This window comes from Pseudomonas sp. SJZ074 (assembly GCF_007828215.1).
GTDB lineage: Bacteria > Pseudomonadota > Gammaproteobacteria > Pseudomonadales > Pseudomonadaceae > Aquipseudomonas.
Window position 1 is genome coordinate 1 of the sequence record NZ_VIUE01000016.1, and the last position, 24,061, is coordinate 24,061.

The window sequence follows — 24,061 nt, forward strand, 5'->3', positions numbered from 1 at the left end:
ACTCTTGAATGACCTGGGCTTTGAAGGACTTGGAATAGGAACGGCGTGTTGGCTGCATGAAATACCCGCTTAAAAGGCTAGAACTGGTGTCCACTAATTTAAGTGCACACCATGTCTTGGCTTTGCGGGGCTTGGTAGGTGACTTGGCCGGACGGATACGCTGATGTCGCAGACTATCCGTGGTCGAGCTATCTAAGCCGGGCGGGTGATGAGCCTGATAGCTGCTGGTTAGATGCTGATCCATGCTTCGTTGCTTTGGGTGATACCGCGATGGAGCGGCGTCATCGGTACGAGGCGTTTGTACGCCAAGCCATTCCGACTGATCAGATTCGATTGATCCGCGATGCTTTGCAGCGAGGTCAACTGACGGGTACAAGCCGTTTCATCGATGAGGTAGAGCAGATCGTCGGGGTGCGGGTAGAACAGCGAGGGCAGGGCCGCCCAAGGGCAGCGTCGGGAAAATAAATCTGAGAATCATCTGGCCGGCCTCCCCACCTCACAGAGGTGGCGCAAAATTCAAGGTGCGAACTTAGACTTTTGCTGAGGAGGCCGTGATGAAATTCTGTGGCATAGATCTGCATTCGAACAACAGCGTTGTGGTGGTAACCGACGAAGCGGACAGAGTCCTGGTTAGCCGACGCTGTCCCAATGAGCTTAAGCCGATTCTCTCACTCCTCGAACCACACCGTGACGAGTTGGTTGGCGTGGTGGTTGAGTCAACGTACAACTGGTATTGGCTAGTTGACGGCCTTATGGTTGTGGGTTTGGACGTCAAATTGGCGAACCCGGTAGCAATGAAACGCTATGACGGTTTGAAGCATTCGGACGATAAAGATGATGCGGCATTCCTCGCGCATTTGCTGCGCCTAGGGATTCTGCCGACGGGCTATATTCATCCACCGCACGAACGAGCGCTACGAGATTTGGCGCGTAAGCGAATTCAGTTGGTACGTACAAGAACCCAGCACATCCTGGCCGTTGAAAACATTGCGGCGCGCCAGTTTGGGCATAGTTTTAGCTGTAATGAGGTCAAGGGCTTTTCGGCTACATCCGTTGACAGGCTGGGCCTGTCAACGGATGTAGCCTTGGCGATGAAGGCCAATGTTGCCGTTATCCAGGCGCTTGAGGTCCAGATCGCCAGCTTGGAGAGTCGATTGCTTCAACAGGTCAAATTACGACCTGAGTATTCCTTGCTGAAAACGATGCCGGGGGTAGGTGAAGTGCTCGCGACGGTGATCATGCTGGAAACGGGTGATATCGGACGCTTTGCGCAGGTAGGTAACTTTGCTTCCTATGCTCGGTGTGTGGAGAGTGCCCATTACTCCAACGGTAAAAAGAAAGGTGAAGGCAACGCTAAAAACGGCAACGCTTACCTGATTTGGAGCTTCATCGAAGCGGCCAATTTTGCCCGGCGATTCAGCGAAGATGCCAAACGATTTTTCGAGAAAAAGAAAGCCAAGACAAATGGTGTGGTGGCGACCAAAGCACTGGCTCACAAGCTGGCGCGTGCGAGTTACCACATCCTGAAGGAGAAACAGCCTTTCGACGCCAAACGCTGTTTCGCCTGAAGGCGAGTGGGGTGATGATCGGCCAACCAAAAAGGGACTGGGCATGAACCACGAAATCTGAGTGGCGTCCGATCATCACCGCCTGAGTGTGTTGTAACCGGGGCGTCTGCCAAGAGAGTCAACCGAGACTGGACGTGCGTATTGCGCACGAGCCACAGTTCTGTGACACGTTTTGGACACATTGGCGGCACCAACGTTTCTCTGGGGCAGTTTACTGCCAGGGCGGTGCAAGTTTTATCGCTACCGCTTGATCCATATGGGTGTCAGGCACGACTCGGTCGTAGCCATTGATGAGAAAACGGGTACGACGGGTTCAACCAGGCAGGTTGGGGCAAGGGGGAACCCAGCAGTTAAAAGCTGCAGGGCGAGTTGGCTTTTAGCCTTGACTTGAGACCGGCTAATGGGTGTCCCCTTTTTCTCCTCTTTTTCTCTTATTGAAGTGTCCAAAATCATTAGGCCAGTTCAGCCTGCCCGCGATAGCGGTGGGTCAGCTTGCATGTGCTCATGCTTTTTAGCAGGGGCCCTTTTCGTCTAGAAGGTTTCCAGGTCCACAGGGGAATTTTCGTACTTTTGTACAGGATACGTCTGATTTCAGGTAACCAGTTCCGACAATAGGATCGGGGAAAAGGGGTCCTGAGACTTGCTGCTTCCAGCATCTCCATTTTTTAGCTGGCAGCCGACGGTTATGACCGATTATCAAGGGCTGCACATTCATGCCGAGAAGGGTATTGTATGTACATAGGTAAATACAGGATGTCCCATGGGGTTTGAATGGGACGAAGCCAAGAACGAGGCCAACATCCGCAAGCACGGTATCGATTTCAACGATGTGCTGGATGTCTTCAACCACCCGATGCTGACCTTGCGCGATGACCGGGTGGGCTACGGCGAAGAACGCTGGATCAGCATTGGGTGGATCAAATCGTTGATTGGCGTGATCGTTTACACCGAGCAGCAGGGAGATGTGGTTCGCATCATCTCCGCCCGAAAAGCCACCAAAAAGGAGGCCAAATATTATGTCGAAAGCATCGAAGACTGACTGGGAACGCCTGGCCAAGATGGACGACCAGGACGTCGATACCAGCGATATTCCTGAGCTGAGTGAGGATTTCTTTCGCCGCGCCGAGTTGCGTGTGCCGGTCAAGAAGGCTGTGACTATCCGCCTCGATGCTGACGTATTGGAGTGGTTCAAGGGGCAGGGTGTGGGCTACCAGACGCGTATCAATCAGCTTTTGCGCCAATACATGCAGGCCCAGCAAAGTCATCGTAACTGAACAACTTAGCGCCATGAAGCGGGCGACTCCCTGAGTCGCCCGCTTTCATCATTCCGCCACTTGCGCCCGCAACCGCCTCCCAATCACATCCATCACATCACAACCATCGCGCAACGCAATCGTCAGCATTTTGCAAAAATCAGAAAGCACCACCGTATCCGAGCTGATTTCCGAGCGAAACGCAATATTCTCCAACACCTGGGTCACGCTACGAATACGGTAGTCGGCAGTTTCGAAGAGGACATCGAGCGGTGCTTCGGTGTCGATGAGCAGGGTTGCCGGCGTGCAGTCGACGCCGGTGATGGGCATGTATCTGGTCATATAAGAGCCTCAGTGAATGGATGACTCTCTGTAGTGCAGGTCGCCAAACCTGGCCGCACTTGGGCGACGAGAAAAATATAGACCTCCCCGCCAAAGCACTACAAGCCACCACTTTCCCACCTTCACGTAGGAATTTGGCCTGCTTGCCGGTGATGTTAGTTGATGTTGTGTAGGCCTCGGCAAAGCACACGACTGCTGCGCAGCCGAGCGGGAGCGAGCTAGCTCGCCACAGGGGGATCAGCGGTCTTGCATGGGTGTTGAATGTGCTGCCGCCATCGCGAGCAGGCTCGCTCCCACAGGGATTGGCGTCGTAGCCGATGCTGTGATCAGCCCGAGATCAGGGTGGGAGCGAGCCCCTGCTCGCGATAGCGGTATTCCAGCAGCTTCGGGCTCGCCCGCGCGGTTTGTGATCTATAGTTTCCAGCGAACCCATCGGCAATCTGCCGCGCACGGACGCCGCAAGCGGTTCCTGGCATCTCCTTGAGGCCAAAACCCGGCGGGGGTGCCCGCTAATCTGAAGTGCTGATACAACGCAGGGAGCACAGCATGCAGTTTCAACGGCCCCATGGATTGAGGTTGGTCACCGGTATCAACCCGTCGACGGACACCGCGTCGGGGGGCGTGGGGCGTGGGCTTCGACGGGGGCTGGCTCATGTCAAGGAAGCCTACGTCCTGTTTCCGTTACTCGCCGTCCTGCTATTGCTGGCGATCTGGATGACGACGTTCTACCTCATCAACAGTGAGTTGGCGCGTGCCCGGTACAACGCCGCCACGGTCAGCCAGGAAATCAGCGCGACCTACGAAGCGCAGATGTTGCGCGCGGTTCACGAAATCGACCAGACCCTCAAGCTCGTCAAATACACCTACGAGGCCGAGGGCAAGCGCAATCCATTGCCCCGCCTTAAGGAGCGGGCTTTGTTGCCGCCGGCCCTGTTGTTTGATGTGAGTGTGGTCAGTGCCGATGCAAAGCTTGTAGCCAGCACCCGGGCCAACGAAACGGGGGCGGTCAGCGACCCGGAGGAACTGCGAACGCTGCGCAACAACGATGCGCTGCTGATCAGCCCCCCCTGGAAAGACCCTTCGACGGATGAGTGGCGACTGCGTTTCAGTCGTCGTCTCGATGCGCCGGATGGATCGTTTTCGGGTGTTGCCAGGGTCGAGGTCGATGCGGCCTATTTCGCCAGCAGCTATGACACCTCGAAACTGGGGGAGCGGGGTGTGCTCGGGCTGCTGGGCACCGATGGGGTCTTCCGGGTATGGCGTACCGGGGAGTCGATCCAGGCCGGCGATGCGGTCGATTATGGGGCGCTGGTTCCGGACAGCGAGGACACCCAGGCGCAGCTGTTGACCAACAGTTGGGACGGGGTGCGGCGCTACACCAGTGTCCGCCAGCTCTATGACCTGCCCCTGGCGGTGATCGTCGGGTTATCCGAGGAGGAGCAACTGGCCGCCGTCACCGAGCTGGCCCACATCTATCAGTGGCGGGCCGCAGGAGGCAGCTTGTTGTTGGTGTTGCTGGTTGTTTTGTTGAGCCGAACGAGCTGGCAGCTGGCACAAAGCCGTTTGCGCACCGCCGAAGCCCAGACCCAATTGGTGGCTGTCGCCCGTCAGGCCGGCATGGCCGAGATCGCCACCAACGTCCTGCATAACGTGGGGAACGTGCTCAACAGCGTGAATGTTTCCGCCGAGGTCCTGACGCAGAAGCTACGCACCAGCAAAGCCTTGGGGCTAAGCAAAGCGATGCAGCTGATGAACCAGCATGCCGCGGACCTGGGCCAGTTTCTCTCTGAAGACGAGAAAGGCAAGTTGCTCCCGGGGTATCTGAATCAGGTGACGGAGGCGTTGGCTGCGGAACAGAAAAGTATGTCCGACGAGCTCGAACAGTTGGCCAAGAGCATCGATCATATCAAGGAGGTCGTCGCAGCCCAGCAGTCGTACTCAGGCGTGTCCAGTCTCTGTGAGAGCGTGCAGGTCGAGCACCTGCTGGAGGACGCGTTGCGCATGAACGCGGGCATTATCAAGGCCCGTCGGGTCACGGTGGCCAAGGAGTTTTCCGCAATGCCCCCCGTGCAGCTGGACAAGCATCGAGTGCTGATGATCATGGTCAACCTGATCAAGAATGCCAGCGGTGCGATGGTCGACATGTCGGATCGGCCGCCGCTGATTACCCTCCATGCCGAGCTGACGGCGGAGCAGAAGCTGATCATCCAGGTGATCGACAATGGCGAAGGGATCGCCGAGGAGAACCTGACGCGAATTTTTGCCCATGGTTTCACCACGCGTAAAGAGGGCCATGGTTTCGGTTTGCACAGCTGTGTCCTGGCAGCGATGGAAATGGGCGGTGTGCTAAGGGCCCAAAGCGACGGGCCGGGGCAGGGGGCTACGTTCACCCTGGAGCTGCCCATCAAGGGCTTGAGCCAGGCGGCCCTTGCATGATCCGGGCACGGGGATTTTTGTCGTCTACAATTCGCTCATGGTATTGAACCGACGTCATAAGGATTGGAACGAATGGTGGCAACTCCTTCAGGCAATCTCGAACAAGATCCCAGTACCACGGCCTGCCTGGATAGGTGGGTGCTCCTGTCGAGGCTGCACTGACTCCATGGCGCCTCGACTCAATCCGCTGGCCCTGGCCGTAGTGTCGCTTTATGCGTGCACGGCCAACGCCGTCGATGCCGACGGACCGACGTTTTCCGTGAGCAGCTTCGGCACGGTTGGTGTGGTTCATTCCAGCGAGAAGAAGGCCGACTTCACCTCCAGCATCTACAAGCCCAACGGCGCCGGACACGCGCGCAATTGGAGTGCCGATGTCGACAGCCTGATCGGTGCGCAAGTGACGGCACGTTTCACCCCGGAACTCTCGGCGGTGGTGCAGGTGATCTCTGAGCAGCGTTACGACAACAGCTACCGTCCCTACGTCGAATGGGCGAACTTCAAGTATCAGGTCACACCCGATTTCAGCCTGCGTATCGGCCGCACGGTGCAACCGGCCTTCCTGTTCTCCGATAGCCGCAAAGTCGGCTACACGCTTCCCTGGGTGCGCCCGCCGGGGGAGGTCTACAGCATGATTCCGGTCACGGCGACCGATGGCATGGACCTCAGCTACCGGCTGCACATGGGCGATATCATCAATACCGTGCAAGGCAACGTCGGGCAGAGCACGGTCCGGATGCCCAACGATACGGGCGAGACCCGGGCCAAGGGCTCATGGGGTGTTTCCAACCTGACCGAATACGGCGCCTTGACCACCCGCATTACCTATCAGCACACGCGCTTGACTTACGAGCCGTTCAATCCGCTCTTCGAGGGTTTCCGGCAGTTCGGCGAGGAAGGCAACGACATCGCCGACCGCTACGACACCAAGGGCAAGGACTTCAATTTCGTCGGCGTCGGGGCCATCTATGATCCCGGCGACTGGTTCGTCCTGGGCGAGTGGGGGCATTTCGACAGCCATGCGGTATTTGGTGAGGTGAGTGCCTGGTATGTCAGCGGTGGATACCGGATCGAGGCGTTCACGCCTTACATCACGTATGCGCGGTCAAAGACCCTGAGCGACACGTCCAGCGAAGGGTTGGACACCTCGACGTTGCCGCCGGGCCTGGCCGATGCCGCGGGGGAGCTCAACGGAACGCTCAATGCCATCCTGGGCGCCGGCAGCCGCCAGCAAACCCTGTCGCTGGGTGTCCGCTGGGATTTCACGAAAAACATGGACGCCAAATTGCAGTACGACCACACCCGGATGGATGGCATCACGACGGGGCCGTTGACCAACTTCCAGCCGGGTTTCGAGCCGGGTGGCTCGTTCAGCGTGCTCAGCCTCGCTGTCGATTTTGTTTTCTGATGAGGCCGATCATGCGGTTTCTCAAGGGCACGGGATGTACCGTGACGGTAATGGTCTTGTATGCGGCCAGCACGCTTGTAATGGCTGACGTGGTGGTGGTCGTCTCGACGGCCAGCCCGGTGAGAACGTTGGCGAGCAATCAGGTGGCGAATATTTTCCTGGGCAAGACCAGTCGTTTTCCCGAGGGCGGTCAGGCCATTCCAATCGACCAGCCTGAGGGCTCTGCTGCCCGCGATGAGTTCTACACCACATATACCGGCAAATCTGCCGCGCAACTCAAGACGCACTGGTCAAAAATCATATTTACCGGCCGGGGCCAGCCCCCGGAGACGGTTTCGAACAGCGCGGAAGTGAAGAAGCATGTCGCCGGCAATCCCGCTGCCATCGGCTATATCGATGCGCGCGAAGTGGATGACAGCGTCAGGGTAGTGCCGTCCGATCCGCAATGAGCGGCTATACGTCCGTGTTGGTACGCACCGTCTGCGCTTGCAGCAACAGCTTGAACTGATCGGCAGGTACCGGCTTGTTGAAGTAGAACCCCTGGAATTCGTCGCAGGCATTGTCCCGCAGGAACTCGGCTTGCTCTCTGGTTTCCACGCCCTGGGCAACCACGGTCAGGCTGAGGCTCCTGCCCATGGTGATGATGGCTTCGGTCAAGGCTCTGTCTTCTGCCTGGCTGGTGACGTCGCGGATGAACGAGCGGTCGATCTTGATCGAATCGAGTGGGAACTGCTTGAGTGCCGAGAGGGAGGAGTAACCAATACCGAAGTCATCGATGGCGATCCGGATATCCAACTCCTTGAGACCGGTCAGCACCTGCAGGGTCTTCCTGACGTCCTGCATGAGCAGGCTTTCGGTGATCTCCAGCTCCAACAGGCGGGCGTCCATGCCGGTGTCTGCCAGTATCGTCGCAAGGTCGCCCAAAAGATGTTCATCGACAAACTGACGGGCTGTCAGGTTCACGGCGATGCACAGGTGTGGCAGGCCCTGTTGTTGCCAGGCCACGTTTTGCTCGCAGACCGTCCTGAGCACCCACTTGCCAATAGGGACGATCAGGCCGGTTTCTTCGGCCACCGGAATGAACTGCATGGGGGCCACCAGCCCCAGGTCAGGATGCTCCCAGCGCAGGAGAGCTTCCATGCCGGTGATCTGGCCGCTGCGAATATCCCGCTTGGCTTGGTAATGCAATCGGAACTCGTTCCGTTCAAGCGCATGGCGCAGGCCGAGTTCCAGCGTCTGCCGTTCCAATGATTCCGCGTTCAATTTTTCAGAATAGAACTGGAAGGTGTTTTTTCCCTGTTGCTTGGCCTGGTACATCGCGATATCGGCGTTTTTCTTCAGGGTTTGTTCGTCCTGGCCATCCCGGGCAAAGAGACTGATCCCGATGCTGGCGGTGACCCGGAACTCTTTCCCTCGAAGATTGAAGGGCCGGGCAATGGCGGAAAGGATTTTCTGCGCGGTGGCCGCCGCATACTTTTCATCGGACAGTTGCGGCAGCAACACCACAAACTCGTCGCCGCCCAATCGGGCAACGATATCGCTTTCGCGCAGGCAACCCTTGAGGCGGTTCGCGACTTCTTGCAGCAACTGGTCGCCGGCATCGTGGCCGAGGGTGTCGTTGATTTGTTTGAAACGGTCCAGGTCGAGGAACAGCACGGCCATTTGTCGCTGATAACGATGGGCTTCGTGGATGTGCTGAATCAACAGCTTGCTGAACAGGCTACGATTGGGCAACGCCGTGAGGGCGTCGTGATAGGCAAGGTATTCGACGCGCTCGGCATAGGCCACCTTGGCTTCGGCGGCCTGCAGCCGGCTTTGCGCAAGCTGCCAGCTCATTCGACTCAACAGGCCGGCGAGCAGCACCAGCAACAGGCTGGCACCCGCTGCCCGCCGCAGATGGGTCTGGGCTTGTCGGTTCACGGCAACCAGCTGTTCTTCTTCGGATAAGCCGACGATCACCGCCAGGGGCAGGTCATAGAGTTGCCGGGCACTGGTGTAGCGCCGCACTCCGTCCCAGCTGTTGGTCAGCAACGATGTCTGGATGTCTTCGGTATCCGGCACCAACGCCTCATAATCGACCGTATCGCCGGCCCGGATCGATTCTCCGGTGCGCCATACCCGAAAGACGCTGTCGGTCCCCAGCAGCCCGAGCACACCTCGCTCACCGAGTTTCGCCGCGTCGTAACTGCTGGTGAAATACGCGGCATCCACGTCGACCCTGACGACACCCGAGAACACGCCATCCGGCGCATTGAGACGACGACTGAAGCGCAAGCGCCATTCCCCGGTCAGGGGATCCTTCCAGGGGCGGCTGATCAGCAGCGTATCGTTGTTACGCAATGTCCGCAGCTCATCCGGGTCGCTGGCAGGTCCCGTCTCGTTCGCCCGGGTGCTGGCGATCGGCTTGGCATCGGCGTTGACCACACTGACATCGAACAACAGGGCTGGCGGCAACAGCGCCCGCTCCTTGAGCCGCGGCAGCGGGTTGCGCTCGCCCTCGGCCTCGTAGGCGTATTTGACGAGCTTGAGGGTCTGGTCGATTTCACGCACCGCACGCAGTATCTGCGCTTCATACGTGGCGCCGATTTCCTGGCTGACCGTTGCTGCGTTGCGCTGGGCACGGGTCTGTTCGACCTTGATGAGGTAGAGGGTGGCGGACCAGAGGGTAAGCAAGAGCAGGGCGGACAGTAGCGGAAGCAGGATATAGGCTTCCCTGAGGTGGCCGAGCCGATCTCGGAAGACATGGCTCGGTGCCTTGGACGTGGAGTCTTCGGATGCCGTGATACCGGGAGCCAGTCTCAGTCCACTTGTCCGTTGGATCGACATGATGTGCTCCCTGAATGACACCTGCGCGTCCCTGCGAAAAATATCAGTTGCCTGAAGGGAAACTATAGACCAGATATTCTCCTTGCCCCGCACGAAACAGCGGGGCGGTGCGACGTTTCGCTAAATCCCCTCGCCACAATGAATCAAGCAAGCCTTAAGTGACAGCATTGCTCGCCAGGGGACTCAAGAGTTATCAATGCCGCCATGCCCCATCAACGCCGCCCAACCCGCGTACTCACATCCACCCACACCGCCAGCACCAGGATGCTGCCCTTGACGATCATCTGCCAGTAGCTGTCGACGTCGAGCATCGACATGCCGTTGTCCAGGCTGGTGATGACCAGCGCGCCGAGGAGGGCGCCGTAGACGGTGCCGGAGCCGCCGCGCATGGAGGTGCCACCGATGAAGCAGGCGGCGATGGCGTCGAGTTCGCCCATGTTGCCGGCCGAGGGTGAGCCGGCTGCCAGGCGTGCGGTGTTGACCAGGCCGGCGAGGGCGCACATCACGCCCATGATGCCGAAGATCCACAGTTTCACGGCCTGCACGTTGATGCCGGACAGCCGCGTGGCCTCCATGTTGCTGCCCACTGAATAGACACGGCGTCCGAACACGGTCTGACTGGTGACGTAGCTGAATACCCCCAACAGAATCAGCAGGAGCAGTACTGGAACCGGAATGCCGTCGTAGCTGTTGAGCGTATGGACGAACCCCGCCAGCACCGCGCCAATCGCCACCACGCGCAACACGTCACGCACCAGGGAATGTGCCGCCAGGCCATGGAGGGCGCGGTTGCGACGCTGTTTCCAGGTCAGGAAAACAGTAAGGGCGAACAGCAGTACGCCCAGCGCCACACCCACGGTTTGCGGCAAGTAACCCTGGCCAACGTAGACCAGCTCCGGTGAGACCGGGGCAATGGTGGTGCCGCCGGTAATGCCCAGCAGGATCCCGCGAAACGCCAGCATGCCGCCCAGCCCCACGATGAACGAAGGGATGCGCAGGTAGGCGGTCATGAAGCCATTGGCCAGGCCGATGACCAAGCCGCACAGGGCCACCAGGCTGAGGTTGGCCAGCAATGGTATGTGATAGACCACGTCGAGGATCGCCGCCAGACCGCCCAGCAATCCGAGCAATGAGCCCACCGACAGATCGATTTCCCCGCTGATGATCACCAGCACCATGCCGCAGGCGAGGATGCCGGTGATGGACATCTGCCGCAGCAGGTTGGACAGGTTGCGCGGGGTCAGGAAACCGCCGTCGGTCTGCCAGCTGAAGAACAGCCAGATGATCGCTACGGCGATCACCAGCGCGAGCATTTTGTAGCGGGTGAAGAGTTGTTTGACCTGATTCATCTACGCGGACTTCCGATCATTATTGTTATGGCCATCGGGGTGGCTGAGCGCGGCAGCGAGCACTTGTTCCTGGGTGAGTTCGTGGTTGATGAAGTTCCCGCGCAACTGACCTTCGCCGATCACCAGCACGCGGTCGGAAACCCCCAGCACTTCGGCGAGTTCCGAGGAAACCATGATGATCGACACGCCCTGGGCCGCCAGCGCGCCCATCAACTTGTAGATCTCGTACTTGGCGCCGACGTCCACGCCGCGGGTCGGTTCATCGAGAATCAGCACACGGGGCTGGGTCAGGAGCATCTTCGCCAGCACGGCTTTTTGCTGGTTGCCGCCGGAGAGGCTGGTGATCGGCAGGAATGGACTCGCCGTCTTGAGGTGCATGCGCGAGATTTCCCGGTCGATGCTGCCCAGTTCGGCTTCGGCGTCGATGCGGGTCAGCTTCGAGAAGTTCTCCAGCACCGCGAGGGTAATGTTCTGGCCCACCCCCAGGTCCGGAATGATCCCTTGGCGCTTGCGGTCCTCGGGGACCATGCACAGGCCGGCGCGGATCGATTTGAGGGGGGTACGGGTGTCGATCGCCTGGCCATCCAGCCACACCTCGCCTTCATGGCGTCCAGGGTAGGCACCGAACAGCGCCGACACCAGTTCCGTGCGACCGGCACCGACCAGCCCGGCGATGCCGAGGATTTCCCCGCGCTTGAGGCTGAACGAAATATCGTCGACCCGTTTGCGCCGGGGATTATCGACGTCGTAGCACGTGATGTGGCGCGCCTCGAAAATCACCTCACCGATGTCATGGGGTTCGGTGGGGTAAAGGTTGCTCATTTCCCGTCCGACCATCTGGGTGATGATCTGTGGGATGTCCATGTCGGCCATGGCGGTGGTCGCAATGTGTTTGCCGTCGCGGATCACCGAAATGGTGTCGCACACCGCCGCCACTTCATCGAGCTTGTGAGAGATGTAGACGCAGGCAACCCCCTTGGCCTTGAGGTCACGGATGATATCCAGCAGCACCTCGATTTCCGAGCGGGTCAGGGCCGATGAAGGTTCGTCGAGGATCAGCAGGCGCGCCTGTTTGTTCAGCGCCTTGGCGATCTCCACCAGTTGCTGGTAGCCACCGCCATACTGCGACACCGGGAGCGAGACGTTCATGTCCGGTACCTTGAGCTCACGCATCAGGGCTTCGGCGCGGTGGATCATCGCCGGGTAGTTCATGCGCCCGCCGGGCAGGGTCAGCTCATGACCCATGAAGATGTTCTCGGCCACCGAAAGATCGGGGACGAGGGTCAGCTCCTGGTGAATGATGACGATTCCGGCGGCTTCGGTTTCGCTGATGGACTGCGCCCTGAGCGGCTGGCCGTCCCAGAGGATTTCACCGTCCCAGGTACCATAGGGGTAGACCGCCGAAAGGACTTTCATCAAGGTGGATTTGCCGGCGCCGTTCTCGCCGCACAGGCCAACGCATTCCCCTGGCCGGACCTTGATGTCGATGCCATTCAGGGCTTTGACACCGTCGAAGGTTTTGACGATGCCGTTCATTTGCAGCAGGTAGTCGGACATGGCGAAGGCTCGAAGGAAAGGGCTTATAGCCGCAGAGTCAGTCTGGCGCAGTCCTGTGGGAGCGGGCTTGCTCGCGAAAGCGGTGTGTCTGCACCATCAATGCTGACTGTTTCACCGCCTTCGCGAGCAAGCCCGCTCCCACAGGTTAAATATCACTGCGTCCTGTCACTGCCCGGCGATCTGCGCCTTGGTGTAGAACCCATCCTTTTCCAGCAGGTCGATGTTGTCCTTGGTCAACGGGGTCGGGGTGAGCAGGATGGTGTCGACTTTCTTGCTGCCGTTGTCGTACTGCGAACTGAAGGACGGCTTCTCATTGCGCGCCAGTTGCACCGAGAGTTTGGCAGCTTCGGAGGCGATCAGCTTCAGAGGCTTGTAGACGGTCATGGTCTGGGTGCCGTCGATCACCCGCTTGACCGCTGCCAGGTCGGCGTCCTGGCCCGAGATCGGCACCTTGCCGGCCATTTTCTGCGCGGCCAGGGCCTGGATGGCGCCGCCTGCGGTAGCGTCGTTGGAGGCGACGATGCCGTCGATCTTGTTGTTGTTCCGCGTCAGGGCGTTTTCAACAATGCTCAAGGCTTCGGTGGGGTTCCATTCCTTCACCCACTGTTGGCCGACGATCTTGATATCGCCTTTGTCGATGGCCGGTTGCAGCACCTTCATCTGGCCTTCGCGCAGGACCTTGGCGTTGTTGTCGGTGGGAGCACCGCCGAGCAGGAAATAGTTGCCCTTGGGCGCGGCTTTCAGCACGCCGCTGGCCTGCATTTCGCCGACCTTTTCGTTATCGAAGGAAATGTAGGCGTCGATATCGGCGTTCAGAATCAGCCGGTCGTAGGACACCACCTTGATCCCGGCCTTCTTGGCTTCGGCGACGGCGTTGGTCAGCACGGTGGCGTTGAATGGAACGATGACGATCACATCGACGCCGCGGGAGATAAGGTTCTCGATCTGCGAAATCTGCTTCTGCTCGTTGGCATCGGCTGATTGCACGAAGACCTTGGCGTCCATTTTTTCCGCCGCCGCAACGAAGTAGTCGCGGTCCCGGGACCAGCGTTCCAGGCGCAGGTCGTCGATGGAGAAACCGATCTTCGGGTGCGCCGCATCGGCCATGACCGGAAGCGACAGCAGGGCCAGGGCGCTGGCGAGTAACGTGCGTTTTAGGTTTTTCATTGTGGTGCGTCCTTTTATTTTTGTTTGAAAGACACTGCCTGACGATGAGCGTGATGCCGGTAGAACTGTAGAGAGTCGCGTGGCGCTGCGGGCAGAGATTTGTCGTGAGAATGTAACAGCCTCGCTGCGCCAGCGATTTCTACGGGGTCAGGGATAGATGAACCGGTTGACGACGCTTTCGAGCATCTCCTGCCGGCCGCTGACTGCCTGAGGATTGAGCTCGTTGACGAAGGCATGCTCGGCCAGCGAGGCGAGGCTGAACTTGCCCGCCAGCACCGCCTGGCCGAACGGTTGTTGCCAGCCGGCGTAGCGTTGATCCTTGAAGTGCTGGAGCCGGTCGTTCTGCACCATGGCGGCTGCGCGCTCCAGGGCCAGTGCCAGGACGTCCATCGCCGCGACATGGCCGTGAAACAGGTCGAGCTCGTCCACGCTCTGGCGACGGACCTTGGCGTCGAAGTTGAACCCGCCATTCTTGAACCCGCCGGCCTTGAGGATCTCGTAGGTGGCGAGGGTCATCTCTTCGACGCTGTTGGGGAACTGGTCGGTATCCCAACCGTTCTGCGGATCGCCACGGTTGGCGTCGATGCTGCCGAAGATTCCCAGCGAGGTGGCGGTGGCGATTTCGTGATGGAAACTGTGCCCGGCCAGGGTCGCGTGGTTGGCCTCGATGTTGACCTTGATCTCGTTCTCCAGGCCGAATTGCTGCAGGAAGCCGAAGACCGTGGCACTGTCGTAATCGTATTGGTGTTTGGTTGGCTCCTGGGGCTTGGGCTCGATCAGCAGGTCGCCCTTGAAACCGATCTTGTGCTTGTGCTCGACCACCATGCCCATGAAGCGGCCCAGTTGCTCGCGCTCGCGTTTCAGGTCGGTATTGAGCAGGGTTTCGTAACCTTCACGACCACCCCACAAGACGTAGTTGGCGCCCTTGAGGCGCAGGGTGGCATTCATCGCGCTGAACACCTGGGCGGCGGCGCAAGCGAAGACTTCCGGGTCCGGGTTGGTGGCGGCGCCGGCGGCAAAGCGCGGGTTGCTGAAGCAGTTGGCGGTGCCCCACAGCAGCTTGATCCCGGTCCGTTCCTGGTGGCGCTCCAGGTGGTCGACCATCAGCGCGAAGTGGTTACGGTATTCCTTCAGCGAGCTGCCTTCCGGGGCGACATCGGTGTCGTGGAAGCAGTAGTAGTCGACGCCCAGTTTGGAGAAGAACTCGAAGGCGGCTTCGGCCTTGCCGATGGCCAGTTCCATCGGGTCCCCGGCGTGTTGCCACGGGCGCTGGAAGGTGCCGGCGCCGAACACGTCGGACCCCGGCCAGACGAACGTGTGCCAGTAGCACACCGCCATCCGCAGGTGCTCGCGCATGGGTTTGCCGAGGACGAGCTTGTCGGCGTCATAGTGACGGAAGGCGAGGGGCGAATCGCTGGTGGGGCCTTCGTAGCGAATCTTGTCGACACCGGGGAAGTACGGCATGGGCGATATCCTTTTTTATTCTTGGCGGTGTCTCGATACTAACGCTGGCCCTGGGGGTGATGATTATGAAAATCACCAAGGAGTCGTTCGATTTTGTATTGAGCTTGGAGCTTCGCACGCCTAGTCTGTGTTCACCGGCCCAGGGTGAAAAACCATGAAAACCGTCCCCCCCGTGCATCGTATTGCGCTGTTGTTCAACGGCAGCAAGATCTACGACCGTGGCATCATCAGCGGCATCGGCAACTACCTGAGCAGCACCCGTGCGTCCTGGGACCTCTTTCTCGAGGAGGATTTCCTGTGCCGGTTGAAGGGAATCGAACGCTGGCAGGGCGACGGAATCATCGCCGACTTCGACGACCCGCTGATCGGCGAGGCGTTGGCCGGAATCCGCTTGCCGGTGGTGGCGGTGGGCGGTTCCTACCAGGATGAGCGCGCCTATCCCAGAGGCATTCCCTATGTCGCCACCGATAATTTCGCGCTGATTAAGCTGGCCTACGAGCATTTGATCGAAGCCGGCCTCACACGTTTCGCCTGCTTCAGCCTGCCCGAAGCCCAGGCCAATCGCTGGGCTCAGGAGCGGGAGAAAGCCTTCCGTTCGCTGGTGCAACGCGATGGCCTGCCGGCCGAGGTCTATCGCGGTATGGGCACCAGCGCGCCGCTTTGGGACAGTGCCGTCGAACAGCAGATCGCCTGGCTGCAGAGCCTGCCCAAGCCCATCGGCATCATCGCCGTCAGCGATGCCCGCGCCCGCCAACTGCTGCAAGCCTGCCTGACCGCCGGCATTGCCGTGCCGGAGCAAGTCGCGCTGATCGGTATCGACAACGACCCTCTGACCCGCAGCCTGACCCGGGTGCCCCTGAGTTCAGTGATCCAGGGCACTGAAACCATGGGCCGCACCGCCGCGCGCCTGCTCCACCAGATGCTGCACGGTATGCCGTCCACGGGCACGCAGATATTGATACCACCGGACGCGATCAACGTGCAGGCCTCGAGCCTGCATCAACCGTTGGGTAACCCCTATGTCATGCAGGCGCTGCTGTTCATTCGCCAATACGCTTGCCAGGGCATCAAGACCGCGCAGGTGGCGGGGTACGTGGGGGTGTCGCGGTCATCGCTGGAAGCGCATTTTCGCAAGGAGCGAGGGTGCAGCGTGCATGACGAGATCTTGCGGTTCAGGTTGGCCGCGGCTGCCAGTGGGTTGGAGAGGACGGATTTGTCGATCGCTGACATTGCCCGCAATTGTGGGTTCAAGTCGGCGCAATATCTGCACACAGTATTTCGTCGGGAGTTTGGCTGCACACCCAGGCAGTATCAGCAGGAGGAGCGCGACCATTTTCCAGAGAGCGCTCCTTGACCTTCACCATTGCCGAAAAATTCCGGTTGTGAAAAAACACAACTGGAGTAGCATCCGACTCAAGGACAGGGAAGCCTATGGATATACTCAAGCCATCGCGTTTTGACGCCGCCGCCATTTTGTACCCGAACGACAAGGCCGGGCTCGATCGCTGCCGGCGCCTGTTGAAGATGGCCCGTCCGACAGCGTTCGCGGACCTGCAAAAACTGTTCGGTACCCACGGCATCGACCTGTTCAAACCGAGGGCCGCAGCGAATTGGGTCGTGATTGACGTAGGTGGCAACAATCTAAGGGTGATAGGGGGCGTCCACTACATCCGACAGAAATTCTACGTCAAACACATCTGCACACATGCCGATTACGACGTTGCCAACGTCTGGCATGCAAGAAACAAAGGAGTAAAACGATGAGCGCAGTCAGGAATGACTTTCAGACCGTGATCGCAACGCTTGGCGAGCTACACGCGGTGCTGGAGCGTCTGCGCGGCGAGTTCGTGCATGGCATCAGGACGCCCGCCGACTATGAGCGTGCGACCGATCTGCTTGACGAACTCACCGACGGGCGTGAGCTGAGCAAGGTCGAGGAGAAAATCCTCGTCGAGCTCGAAGACGAAATACTGGCCTACCAGCGCGACTCCGACCAGTTTCGCGAATCCACCGCCGCTTTTGAAGCGACATGCACCCCGGTGCAGTTGATCCGGGACCTCATGGAGACGCTCGGGCTCACGGGTTCGGACCTTCCCGAAATTGGCGACAAGACAGCGGTTTCCAAGGTGTTGAGTGGGGATCGGCCCATCAGTCACAAGATGGCGTATGCGTTGGCACAGCGGTTTGCGATGGAGCCGGGTGCTTTCCTGTCGGCAGCCCCGGCCAAGCCGACCCCTATTGAAACCGCTCGCCCTACGTCCAGGAAGCCGGCTAAATACAGCGTTCGCAACGAGCCGCTGGTCGCACACCTGGCAACAGAGGCCGGTACCGGTGAATACAAGGTGGCTGCTTCCAAAAAGCGTAAACCGACAGCCAGGGATCCCGCCAAAGAGTAGGGCAGTCTGTTCAGAGCCCGGATGCTGTGGCGATCACCCAGTCATCTGCGGGAGCTGATTGCAATGGCAGCGCGTGCAATACCGCAGGTCAAAAACCGCTTTCCCGAATCAGAATGGACAGCGCATCGGTAAGCAATCCGGCAACCGGACTTACGTGGGCGCCCTCGATCGAGACTTTTCCCAGACGCATCATCGTTTGAGCGGGCGGAGTGTCCAGGCTGATCCTGACCCGGTACAGCGCGTCACGTACCTGCAAGCTGCTGTCCGGTTTGCCAGAGACAGGAATCGGTCCGCCATAGGCGGTACTCAACATCAGATGAGGAACGTTCTGGGTGCGCGAATCGTCAATGCTGACAACCTGTCCTCCAAGCGCTGTGCCTGCGTCGCCTTCGGCATAGAAGCGTGCACGGGCGCCGATGCTCAGGCGTGAAAGGTCCTGTTGCCGGACGAAAGCTTCAACCGTCCAGCTGGCGGGATTGACCAGTACCCCCAATGGTTGATTCGGCTTGACCCAGACACCAGGCTGTATCGAGGGATCGATGTCCGTGAGTACCCCCGCCATCGGGGCGCGTAAAGACAGGCGTTGCAGTTCGGCTGATTGCGCCGCCGACTCGGCTTGCTGTCGGCTGAGTTGGCTGGCAATCGAGGCGTACTTTTGCGCACCATCCACCGCCCCGGCAAGGCCGTCCAGTTGCGCACGCAGCGCCAGGGCGGCCTTGTACGACCGTTCGGCTTTATCGCGTATCTGAGGAGAGTCGAGAACGGCCAGGACCGAATCGGCTTCGACTCTTTGTCCTGCTGCGGACATTTCCATCAACCTGGCAGGCAGCGGGCTATAGAGCGTGTATTGAACCTCCGCATGCAACCAGGCCGGTGCTTGCACATGGGTATTGAGCGGCAGGACAACCACCAGCCCCAGCAAACATGGCGCGAGCAACAGCACGCGACCACGGCGGGCTGGGATTTCCTTGCGACGGCGCCACCAGACCTTGAGTTCACGTTGGATAGGCATGATGACGAACCAGGAGATTTCAACCAGAAACAGGAAGATGCCCAACGCCTTGAAAAACAGGTAGTACACGGCGACGGCGATCCCGAGAAACACCACCAGGCGATAGATTCGGGTAATCAGGGCAAACGCGATGAGAAAACGACGCAGACGCGGCGCCACGACTTCGGGGTCTGGCTCGTTCCAGGCCAACAATCGGCGACGCATCCAGGCTTGCGCCAATGCCCCCGAACGTTCGTGCAGGTTCGGCAGGTCGAGCCAGTCGGACAGCAGGAAGTAACCATCAAAACGCATGAACGGGCTGGCGTTGAGTGCCAGCGAGATCATCCAACTGGTGGTTGCCAGAAAGAACAACGCACTTTTGAGCATCGGGTTCTCGCATAGCCCCCAACCCAGCGTGGCGATTCCCGCGATCATCAGTTCCACGAGGATGCCAGCGCCGGCGATATGGAAGCGTTGGCGCCGGTCGGCCAGTTTCCACGACTCGCTGGTGTCCGTGTAGAGCACCGGCCACAGCACCAGGAACGCCACACCCATATGTGCGACACGCACACCATAACGGGTAGCCGTGTAGGCATGTCCCAGTTCATGAAGGCATTTGGTCACGGCCAGTGCTATCAGGTAGCCGACCATCCCTTGCGGCGAGAGGCTTTGCTTGAAGCTGGCAACGAACTCGTCCCATTGTTGTTCAACGAAAAACAGGCCGAACAGAATGGCGACGGCAACACCTGTCAGCAAAGCTCGGCTGAACAGGGGCGCGACCCACGGCAGGGTTTTCTGCAGCAGGCGTTGCGGGCGCCAGAGCGGCACCCGCATGAACAAATAGTTGTGAAGCAGCCATCGCCAGCCAGTGTGTCCGCGCAGCCTGGCCATTTCCTCCAGGCTGCGGGTGCCATTGACATCGGTGATATGCAACAACTGGTGGCGACTCAGAAACAACAACAGGGCCGCCAGCTCCCCACGGCTGACCCGCAGCGGCGTTTCTGCCGCCAATGTATCGAGCAAGCGGGTCGGGCTGCCCAGGGGCCAGCGTGACAGCATCTCGAATTCGAGCCAGCCGATGTTGAAAAAGCGGTTGCCGACCGGATCCTGGATCATCCAGGCCGGCGATCCATCGCGCAGCGTCGCGCCCGGAATCAGACGCAGATCCTCGCGTATCGCTGGCAGCTTTTCCGGTAGCTCGATGTCCGAGTCCTGGGTCGTCAAGCCGGTGCAGGGGCTTGAAGGCACGGCCGCAAGATCCAGTTCACTCACAGGCCGCTCCATTCACGCAAGGCGGCCAAAGGGCGTCGCAAAACGTAATAGATCAACGGTACCGGTTCGCCATACAGCTTGGCGGTGCCTTTGAGACCGATGCGTGCCAACTGGCTGACATCGCCCTGGAACTGCCCGCGAATCCGGTAGGAAGGGACATTGTCCGGCGACAGGGTGGCCTGATAGCTGGTCTGGATCAGGTGGGCGGTCAGGGGCGACAGGGGGGCCACATGCAGGAACAGGCGAATCTGCGAGCCAGTATCGAGATTGATGGCATTGGCCACCGGCAGCCAGACCAACACGCCGGCATCTTGCGGGTCGGCCAGTTGGATGATCCGTTCGCCAGTGACCACTGGCTTGCCAATCCAGTCGTTACTGTCGCCGAAGATCGCGATGCCCTCGCGGGGGGCCCTGACCACGTTGCGTTCGAGCATTTCGTCGAGCCAGGCGACCTCGGCCTGCTTTTCCTGCACCTGCCCGTTGAGCGCGGCCAGTTCGCCTTTGCTCTGGGCATTGTCGAACGCCTTCTGGGCGGCGAGCAGGGCTTCGGAGCGGGCGACTTGCAGTGCCTGCAAGGCCACGGCCCGGCGATTGCGCAGGGTGGTGTCATCGAGGCTGAACAGCGGCTGGTCTTTTTGTACCAGCTGGTTGGGTTGCACCAGGAACTCATGCACCACCCCGTCCTGGGGGGCGGCGATTGCCATGGCGTTGTGCGCTTCGATTTCGGCTGGGGCCAAGGCACTCAGGCGGACCGGGAACAGAAACGCCAGGGCGACGGCACAAGCCAATCCGGCCATCCGCAACGGACGCCGCCGCCAGACTTGCCAGCGAGCGCCAAGCGTGGGGCGTTTGTTGGTCAGCGCGGCGAGGCAATAGGCATAGGTCTGGCTCAATCGGGCGAGCAGAGCCTGGGTGTGCTCGTCCGGCTCGGTGTCACAGGCCAGCAGCAACATGCCCCGGCGTGAATGGTCGCGACCGGGCAGTTGGATACACAGCAGGTGCGCCGGCATCCACTCGGCCCAGCCCTCGGCGAAGCTGTCGGGGAGCGACTGTGCTTGCCAAAGGCTTGGTACAGAAGCCACTGCCGGGTCGTCCGCCGCCATGGGCGCTGACCAGAGATGATGAGCCAGACCCTTGAGCCAAACGGTAAACGGTGACTCCTCCGCGAGCGTCGCCAGGCTTGAGACATTGCTCAGGGCGGGTTTGCCCAACACATCACTGACGAAGAAATACCCCTGGCGATACTGCAGAAGCTGCCAGGTTTCGTTGACGATCACAAAACCCAGCTGTTCGGTGCTGCGCGCCTCTTGGGCACGCTGCTCCAGATGCAGCAGCGCCGCGACCGGGTTCACTGGATGGGCCTGGGCATTCATGGCGTGGCTTCGAACAGCGCAGTACCACTCATGCCTGCCAGCAGATCCTTGGGTTGGCCTTCGATCACGCCCTCAAGCTCGATGGTCTGGCTGACGGCATCGACTTGGGCGTTGATGGCTTTGACCTTGGCCGGGTAGCGTTTGCCGGTTTCACCCAGGTCAACCTGGAAGGTCTGGTCGGGCTGGAGCCAGGCCAGCCATCTGGAGGGCACGTTGACGCGCATTTTCAGCGGGCCGTTGCTGATGATGTCGAGCAATGGCTGGCCCAGGTTGACACCCTGGAAGGCTTTGACCTGGACCTTGACTACACGCCCATCGAACGGCGCAAGGACCGTGCACTGCTGTTGCTGGGCGCGGTACTGAGCGACCTGGGCGGCGGCTTTTTCCGCCGCGCTGGCGGCCAGCGACACTTCCACTTCGCCGGCCGATTGCAGGCCTTGCAGACGCAGTTTGGCGTCGTGGGCCTCGCGCGCGGAACTCAGGTCGGCCTGGGCCATTTTCAGGCGGGCGGTCTGTTCGTCGCAGTCAAAGCTGACCAGTACGTCGCCCTTGCGGAACGACGAGCCCAGCGACGCATTGACCGCACGCACGCGCCCCACCAACTGGCTGGCCAACGTGGTTTCCTGATCGGCCACCAGCAGCACACGCACCCCGGCGTCGGTTTCATTCTGTGCCCAGGCCGATTGACCCGCCAGGGCCAGGCCAAGCAGCGGGCCAGTCAGCATGAGCAATGGACGACAACGCATGGGAAGACTCATTTGGAAGCGACCTGTACCGAGGCCGATTTCAACCATTCGCGCAGGTTCGGCAATTCAGCCACCGTGGCGGCTTCGCAGAAGGCGTTCAATGAGTCTTTATCCGGCTGGGCCCGCAACGTGCTCTGATAATGACTGGTGCCCGCCACGCTGCCGCCCGCACGGAGCAGGCTGACGCTCCACTGACCGCGACGAATGCCATCCTGGACGTCGGACACCTGTAGCCGCATGACCAGCGTAGGCACCCGTGGGTCGTTTTCGGCAAGGACGAACAGGTTACGCTCCAGCGCCTTGCGCGCTACGTTGAGCATTGCATTGGCCGCCTGGGCATCGCCCTGGTACTCGATACGAACCGCTATGGGTTGCTGCGAGGGGCGCTCACCGACCGCTGTGGTGAATGCCTGTCGTTCCGAGTTGCCGAGGCTTTTCTCCAGTTGCTGGGAGAGCTCTTGCAGATTGCTGGAGTCGTTGACGTTTTCGGGCAGTACGTCCAGGCCCAGGGAGTTGTAGATGCGTCCAAAAGCGGTCTGTGCCGTGGCATAGGCGGAGTAGCGCTGGAACTGAGCGAGCAGGGCGCGGGTCTCGGTGCGGATCACCTCCAGTTCGGAGTCGGTGCGTGAGGTCAGTGAGGCCCGGGCGAATTTTGCCATGCGCTGATCGACCTGGCTCGACTGGTCGGCCAGATCGTAATCGACCAGGGCCAGTTTGTAGCGTTCGACCGAAATGCGTACCTGGGTCAACACTGCCATCGACAATGCCAGACGGCGAGCGTTGTCGGTCTTTTCCTGGGAGTCGCTGGCTTTTTGCGTGGCCGGAATGGCGGCCAGCTTGAACAGATTGGCGCTGAGCTGCACGCCACTGTCGACCCAACTGTTGTTATAGAGGTATTTGTTGGAGTCGTACTGGCTGTTGATGTTGATGCCCAGGCTTGGCAGCAGGGCCAGCAACTGGCGGCGCGCTTCGTCGGCTGAAATGCGCTTGCGGTAATCCTCTTCGCGTAACTCGGGACGTGCCTGCAAGGCGATTTCTTCAAGCTTGGCAATATCTGCGGGAACGCCTGGCAACGACGGTTCGCTTTCTTCGGCCAAGGTGAACTGAGTACCCGGTGGAATGCTCATCAGCGCCGCCAGCTCGCGCTTGGCAAACTCCAGATCCTGCCGGCGGGCGTTGAGCAAGGTGGTCGCGTCCAGCAGGGCACTTTGGTAAGCCAAGGCCTGTGCTGGAGGCAGCAGCCCCTGTACTTCGGCTTCGCGGGACCTGCCCAGGGCGACGCGTACACGTTTGAGCAGATCGTCGGCCTGGCTTTCGAGGCGCTGGGCTCCCAGGGCACGCCAATAGGACGTGCGCAGGTCTTGCAGGACGGTCTGCATGACCCGTCGCCGGCGTTCTTCGGCAATCAGATACTGGTCGGCACTTTGCTTGGCCCGGTAATAGCTGACGCCAAAGTCCAGCAGGTTCCAGGAAAACTCGGCGCTGGCCAGGGTGCGGTCGCGCTCGACGGAGGAGGAGGGGATCAACGAAACGGTGTGGGTCTCGATACCTACGCTGGTACCGCCTGATTCGTTGTTGCGCGAGGCATAGCCGGCCGAGACCAGCATCTTGGGCAACATGTCGTAGCGGGAAACGTCATGCAGGCCGGCGGCGAGCGCCGACTCCATCAGCTTCAGGCGATAGTCGAGGTTGTATTTGAGCGAACGCGCCAGGGCATCGGCGAAGGTCAGCGGCCCTTTGATCGGTTCCTGGTCCGCATAAAGCTGGAGCTGGTCACCGGCCACGCGCTGGTGAACTTCATCATCTTTCAACGGCTGCGGGGCAACGGAGCAACCTGCCAGGCCCATGAACAGGGCGGTCAGGAACAATCCGGGGACCAACACTGAACGATTTTTTTCCATCAAGCGCATGTGGGT

Annotated in this window: 19 protein-coding genes and 2 pseudogenes; 10 read left to right on the forward strand and 11 right to left on the reverse strand. The window is 60.0% G+C overall.

All coding sequences use genetic code 11. From position 1 onward, the window contains the following. A pseudogene (locus FBX99_RS29025) lies at nt 1-244 on the reverse strand (hypothetical protein); the annotation flags it as partial. Here FBX99_RS29025 and FBX99_RS29195 point away from each other — a divergent pair. From FBX99_RS29195 to FBX99_RS17030, 4 genes and pseudogenes are all read left to right on the forward strand, one after another. Then, nucleotides 160-465: pseudogene (locus FBX99_RS29195) on the forward strand (transposase); the annotation flags it as partial. The pseudogenes FBX99_RS29025 and FBX99_RS29195 sit on opposite strands and share 85 nt — an antisense overlap. Before the next feature lie 89 nt (nt 466-554). Further along, a complete protein-coding gene (locus FBX99_RS17020) occupies nt 555-1,568 on the forward strand; it encodes an IS110 family transposase (protein ID WP_144929665.1) in 1,014 nt (337 codons plus the stop codon). 760 nt (nt 1,569-2,328) lie between these two features. Beyond that, nucleotides 2,329-2,607, forward strand: coding sequence for a BrnT family toxin (locus FBX99_RS17025; protein ID WP_145132241.1), 279 nt, complete (start codon nt 2,329-2,331; stop codon nt 2,605-2,607). After that, nucleotides 2,585-2,842, forward strand: a complete 258-nt coding sequence (locus FBX99_RS17030; protein WP_145132243.1) for a BrnA antitoxin family protein — start codon at nt 2,585-2,587, stop codon at nt 2,840-2,842. The genes FBX99_RS17025 and FBX99_RS17030 overlap by 23 nt, the downstream gene beginning before the upstream one ends. 48 nt (nt 2,843-2,890) lie before the next feature. Here FBX99_RS17030 and FBX99_RS17035 read toward each other — a convergent pair whose 3' ends face one another. Then, nucleotides 2,891-3,163 (reverse strand): hypothetical protein, encoded by a 273-nt coding sequence (locus FBX99_RS17035; protein WP_145132245.1) that lies wholly within the window; start codon nt 3,161-3,163, stop codon nt 2,891-2,893. A gap of 546 nt (nt 3,164-3,709) precedes the next feature. On the opposite strand from FBX99_RS17035, the gene FBX99_RS17040 reads away from it, so the two are divergent. The 3 genes from FBX99_RS17040 (at nt 3,710) to FBX99_RS17050 (ending at nt 7,453) form a co-directional block, all read left to right on the forward strand. Further along, nucleotides 3,710-5,599 carry an ATP-binding protein gene (locus FBX99_RS17040; protein ID WP_145132247.1) on the forward strand — a complete coding sequence of 630 codons (1,890 nt, stop codon included), beginning with the start codon at nt 3,710-3,712 and terminating at the stop codon, nt 5,597-5,599. A gap of 166 nt (nt 5,600-5,765) precedes the next feature. Next, nucleotides 5,766-7,004 (forward strand): porin, encoded by a 1,239-nt coding sequence (locus FBX99_RS17045; protein WP_145132249.1) that lies wholly within the window; start codon nt 5,766-5,768, stop codon nt 7,002-7,004. An 11-nt stretch (nt 7,005-7,015) separates the two neighbouring features. After that, a complete protein-coding gene (locus tag FBX99_RS17050; protein ID WP_178111973.1) occupies nt 7,016-7,453 on the forward strand; it encodes a phosphate ABC transporter substrate-binding protein in 438 nt (145 codons plus the stop codon). A 4-nt stretch (nt 7,454-7,457) separates the two neighbouring features. Here the strand turns inward: FBX99_RS17050 and FBX99_RS17055 are convergent, their stop codons facing one another. From FBX99_RS17055 to xylA, 5 genes are all read right to left on the reverse strand, one after another. Beyond that, nucleotides 7,458-9,830 carry a bifunctional diguanylate cyclase/phosphodiesterase gene (locus tag FBX99_RS17055; RefSeq protein WP_144929671.1) on the reverse strand — a complete coding sequence of 791 codons (2,373 nt, stop codon included), beginning with the start codon at nt 9,828-9,830 and terminating at the stop codon, nt 7,458-7,460. Nucleotides 9,831-10,042: 212 nt separating this feature from the next. Beyond that, complete coding sequence (locus FBX99_RS17060) at nt 10,043-11,179, reverse strand: sugar ABC transporter permease (protein ID WP_041021525.1); 1,137 nt, start codon at nt 11,177-11,179, stop codon at nt 10,043-10,045. Further along, nucleotides 11,180-12,736 carry a D-xylose ABC transporter ATP-binding protein gene (xylG, locus tag FBX99_RS17065; RefSeq protein WP_144929672.1) on the reverse strand — a complete coding sequence of 519 codons (1,557 nt, stop codon included), beginning with the start codon at nt 12,734-12,736 and terminating at the stop codon, nt 11,180-11,182. 165 nt (nt 12,737-12,901) lie between these two features. Next, nucleotides 12,902-13,903 (reverse strand): D-xylose ABC transporter substrate-binding protein, encoded by a 1,002-nt coding sequence (gene xylF / locus FBX99_RS17070; protein WP_144929673.1) that lies wholly within the window; start codon nt 13,901-13,903, stop codon nt 12,902-12,904. A gap of 147 nt (nt 13,904-14,050) precedes the next feature. Beyond that, nucleotides 14,051-15,367 (reverse strand): xylose isomerase, encoded by a 1,317-nt coding sequence (xylA, locus tag FBX99_RS17075; protein WP_145132251.1) that lies wholly within the window; start codon nt 15,365-15,367, stop codon nt 14,051-14,053. Nucleotides 15,368-15,521: 154 nt separating this feature from the next. Between xylA and FBX99_RS17080 the strand changes: the two genes are divergently transcribed. From FBX99_RS17080 to FBX99_RS17090, 3 genes are all read left to right on the forward strand, one after another. Then, on the forward strand, nt 15,522-16,721 hold the full coding sequence (locus FBX99_RS17080; protein ID WP_144929675.1) for a XylR family transcriptional regulator: 1,200 nt from the start codon (nt 15,522-15,524) through the stop codon (nt 16,719-16,721). Between the two features lie 77 nt (nt 16,722-16,798). Continuing rightward, nucleotides 16,799-17,131 carry a type II toxin-antitoxin system HigB family toxin gene (locus FBX99_RS17085; RefSeq protein WP_145132253.1) on the forward strand — a complete coding sequence of 111 codons (333 nt, stop codon included), beginning with the start codon at nt 16,799-16,801 and terminating at the stop codon, nt 17,129-17,131. Beyond that, nucleotides 17,128-17,763: a type II toxin-antitoxin system HigA family antitoxin gene (locus FBX99_RS17090; protein ID WP_145132255.1), complete on the forward strand. Its 636-nt coding sequence runs from the start codon at nt 17,128-17,130 to the stop codon at nt 17,761-17,763. Before FBX99_RS17085 ends, FBX99_RS17090 begins: the two co-directional genes overlap by 4 nt. An 88-nt stretch (nt 17,764-17,851) precedes the next feature. Here FBX99_RS17090 and FBX99_RS17095 read toward each other — a convergent pair whose 3' ends face one another. From FBX99_RS17095 to FBX99_RS17110, 4 genes are read right to left on the reverse strand one after another with little or no spacing between them, the layout of a single operon-like run. Next, nucleotides 17,852-20,026 carry an HlyD family efflux transporter periplasmic adaptor subunit gene (locus FBX99_RS17095; protein ID WP_178111975.1) on the reverse strand — a complete coding sequence of 725 codons (2,175 nt, stop codon included), beginning with the start codon at nt 20,024-20,026 and terminating at the stop codon, nt 17,852-17,854. Continuing rightward, a complete protein-coding gene (locus FBX99_RS17100) occupies nt 20,023-21,399 on the reverse strand; it encodes an efflux RND transporter periplasmic adaptor subunit (protein WP_145132259.1) in 1,377 nt (458 codons plus the stop codon). Before FBX99_RS17100 ends, FBX99_RS17095 begins: the two co-directional genes overlap by 4 nt. Beyond that, on the reverse strand, nt 21,396-22,157 hold the full coding sequence (locus FBX99_RS17105) for an efflux RND transporter periplasmic adaptor subunit (protein WP_178111977.1): 762 nt from the start codon (nt 22,155-22,157) through the stop codon (nt 21,396-21,398). The genes FBX99_RS17100 and FBX99_RS17105 overlap by 4 nt, the downstream gene beginning before the upstream one ends. Next, nucleotides 22,154-24,055 (reverse strand): TolC family protein, encoded by a 1,902-nt coding sequence (locus FBX99_RS17110; protein WP_256662535.1) that lies wholly within the window; start codon nt 24,053-24,055, stop codon nt 22,154-22,156. Before FBX99_RS17110 ends, FBX99_RS17105 begins: the two co-directional genes overlap by 4 nt. Between the last annotated feature and the right edge of the window lie 6 nt (nt 24,056-24,061).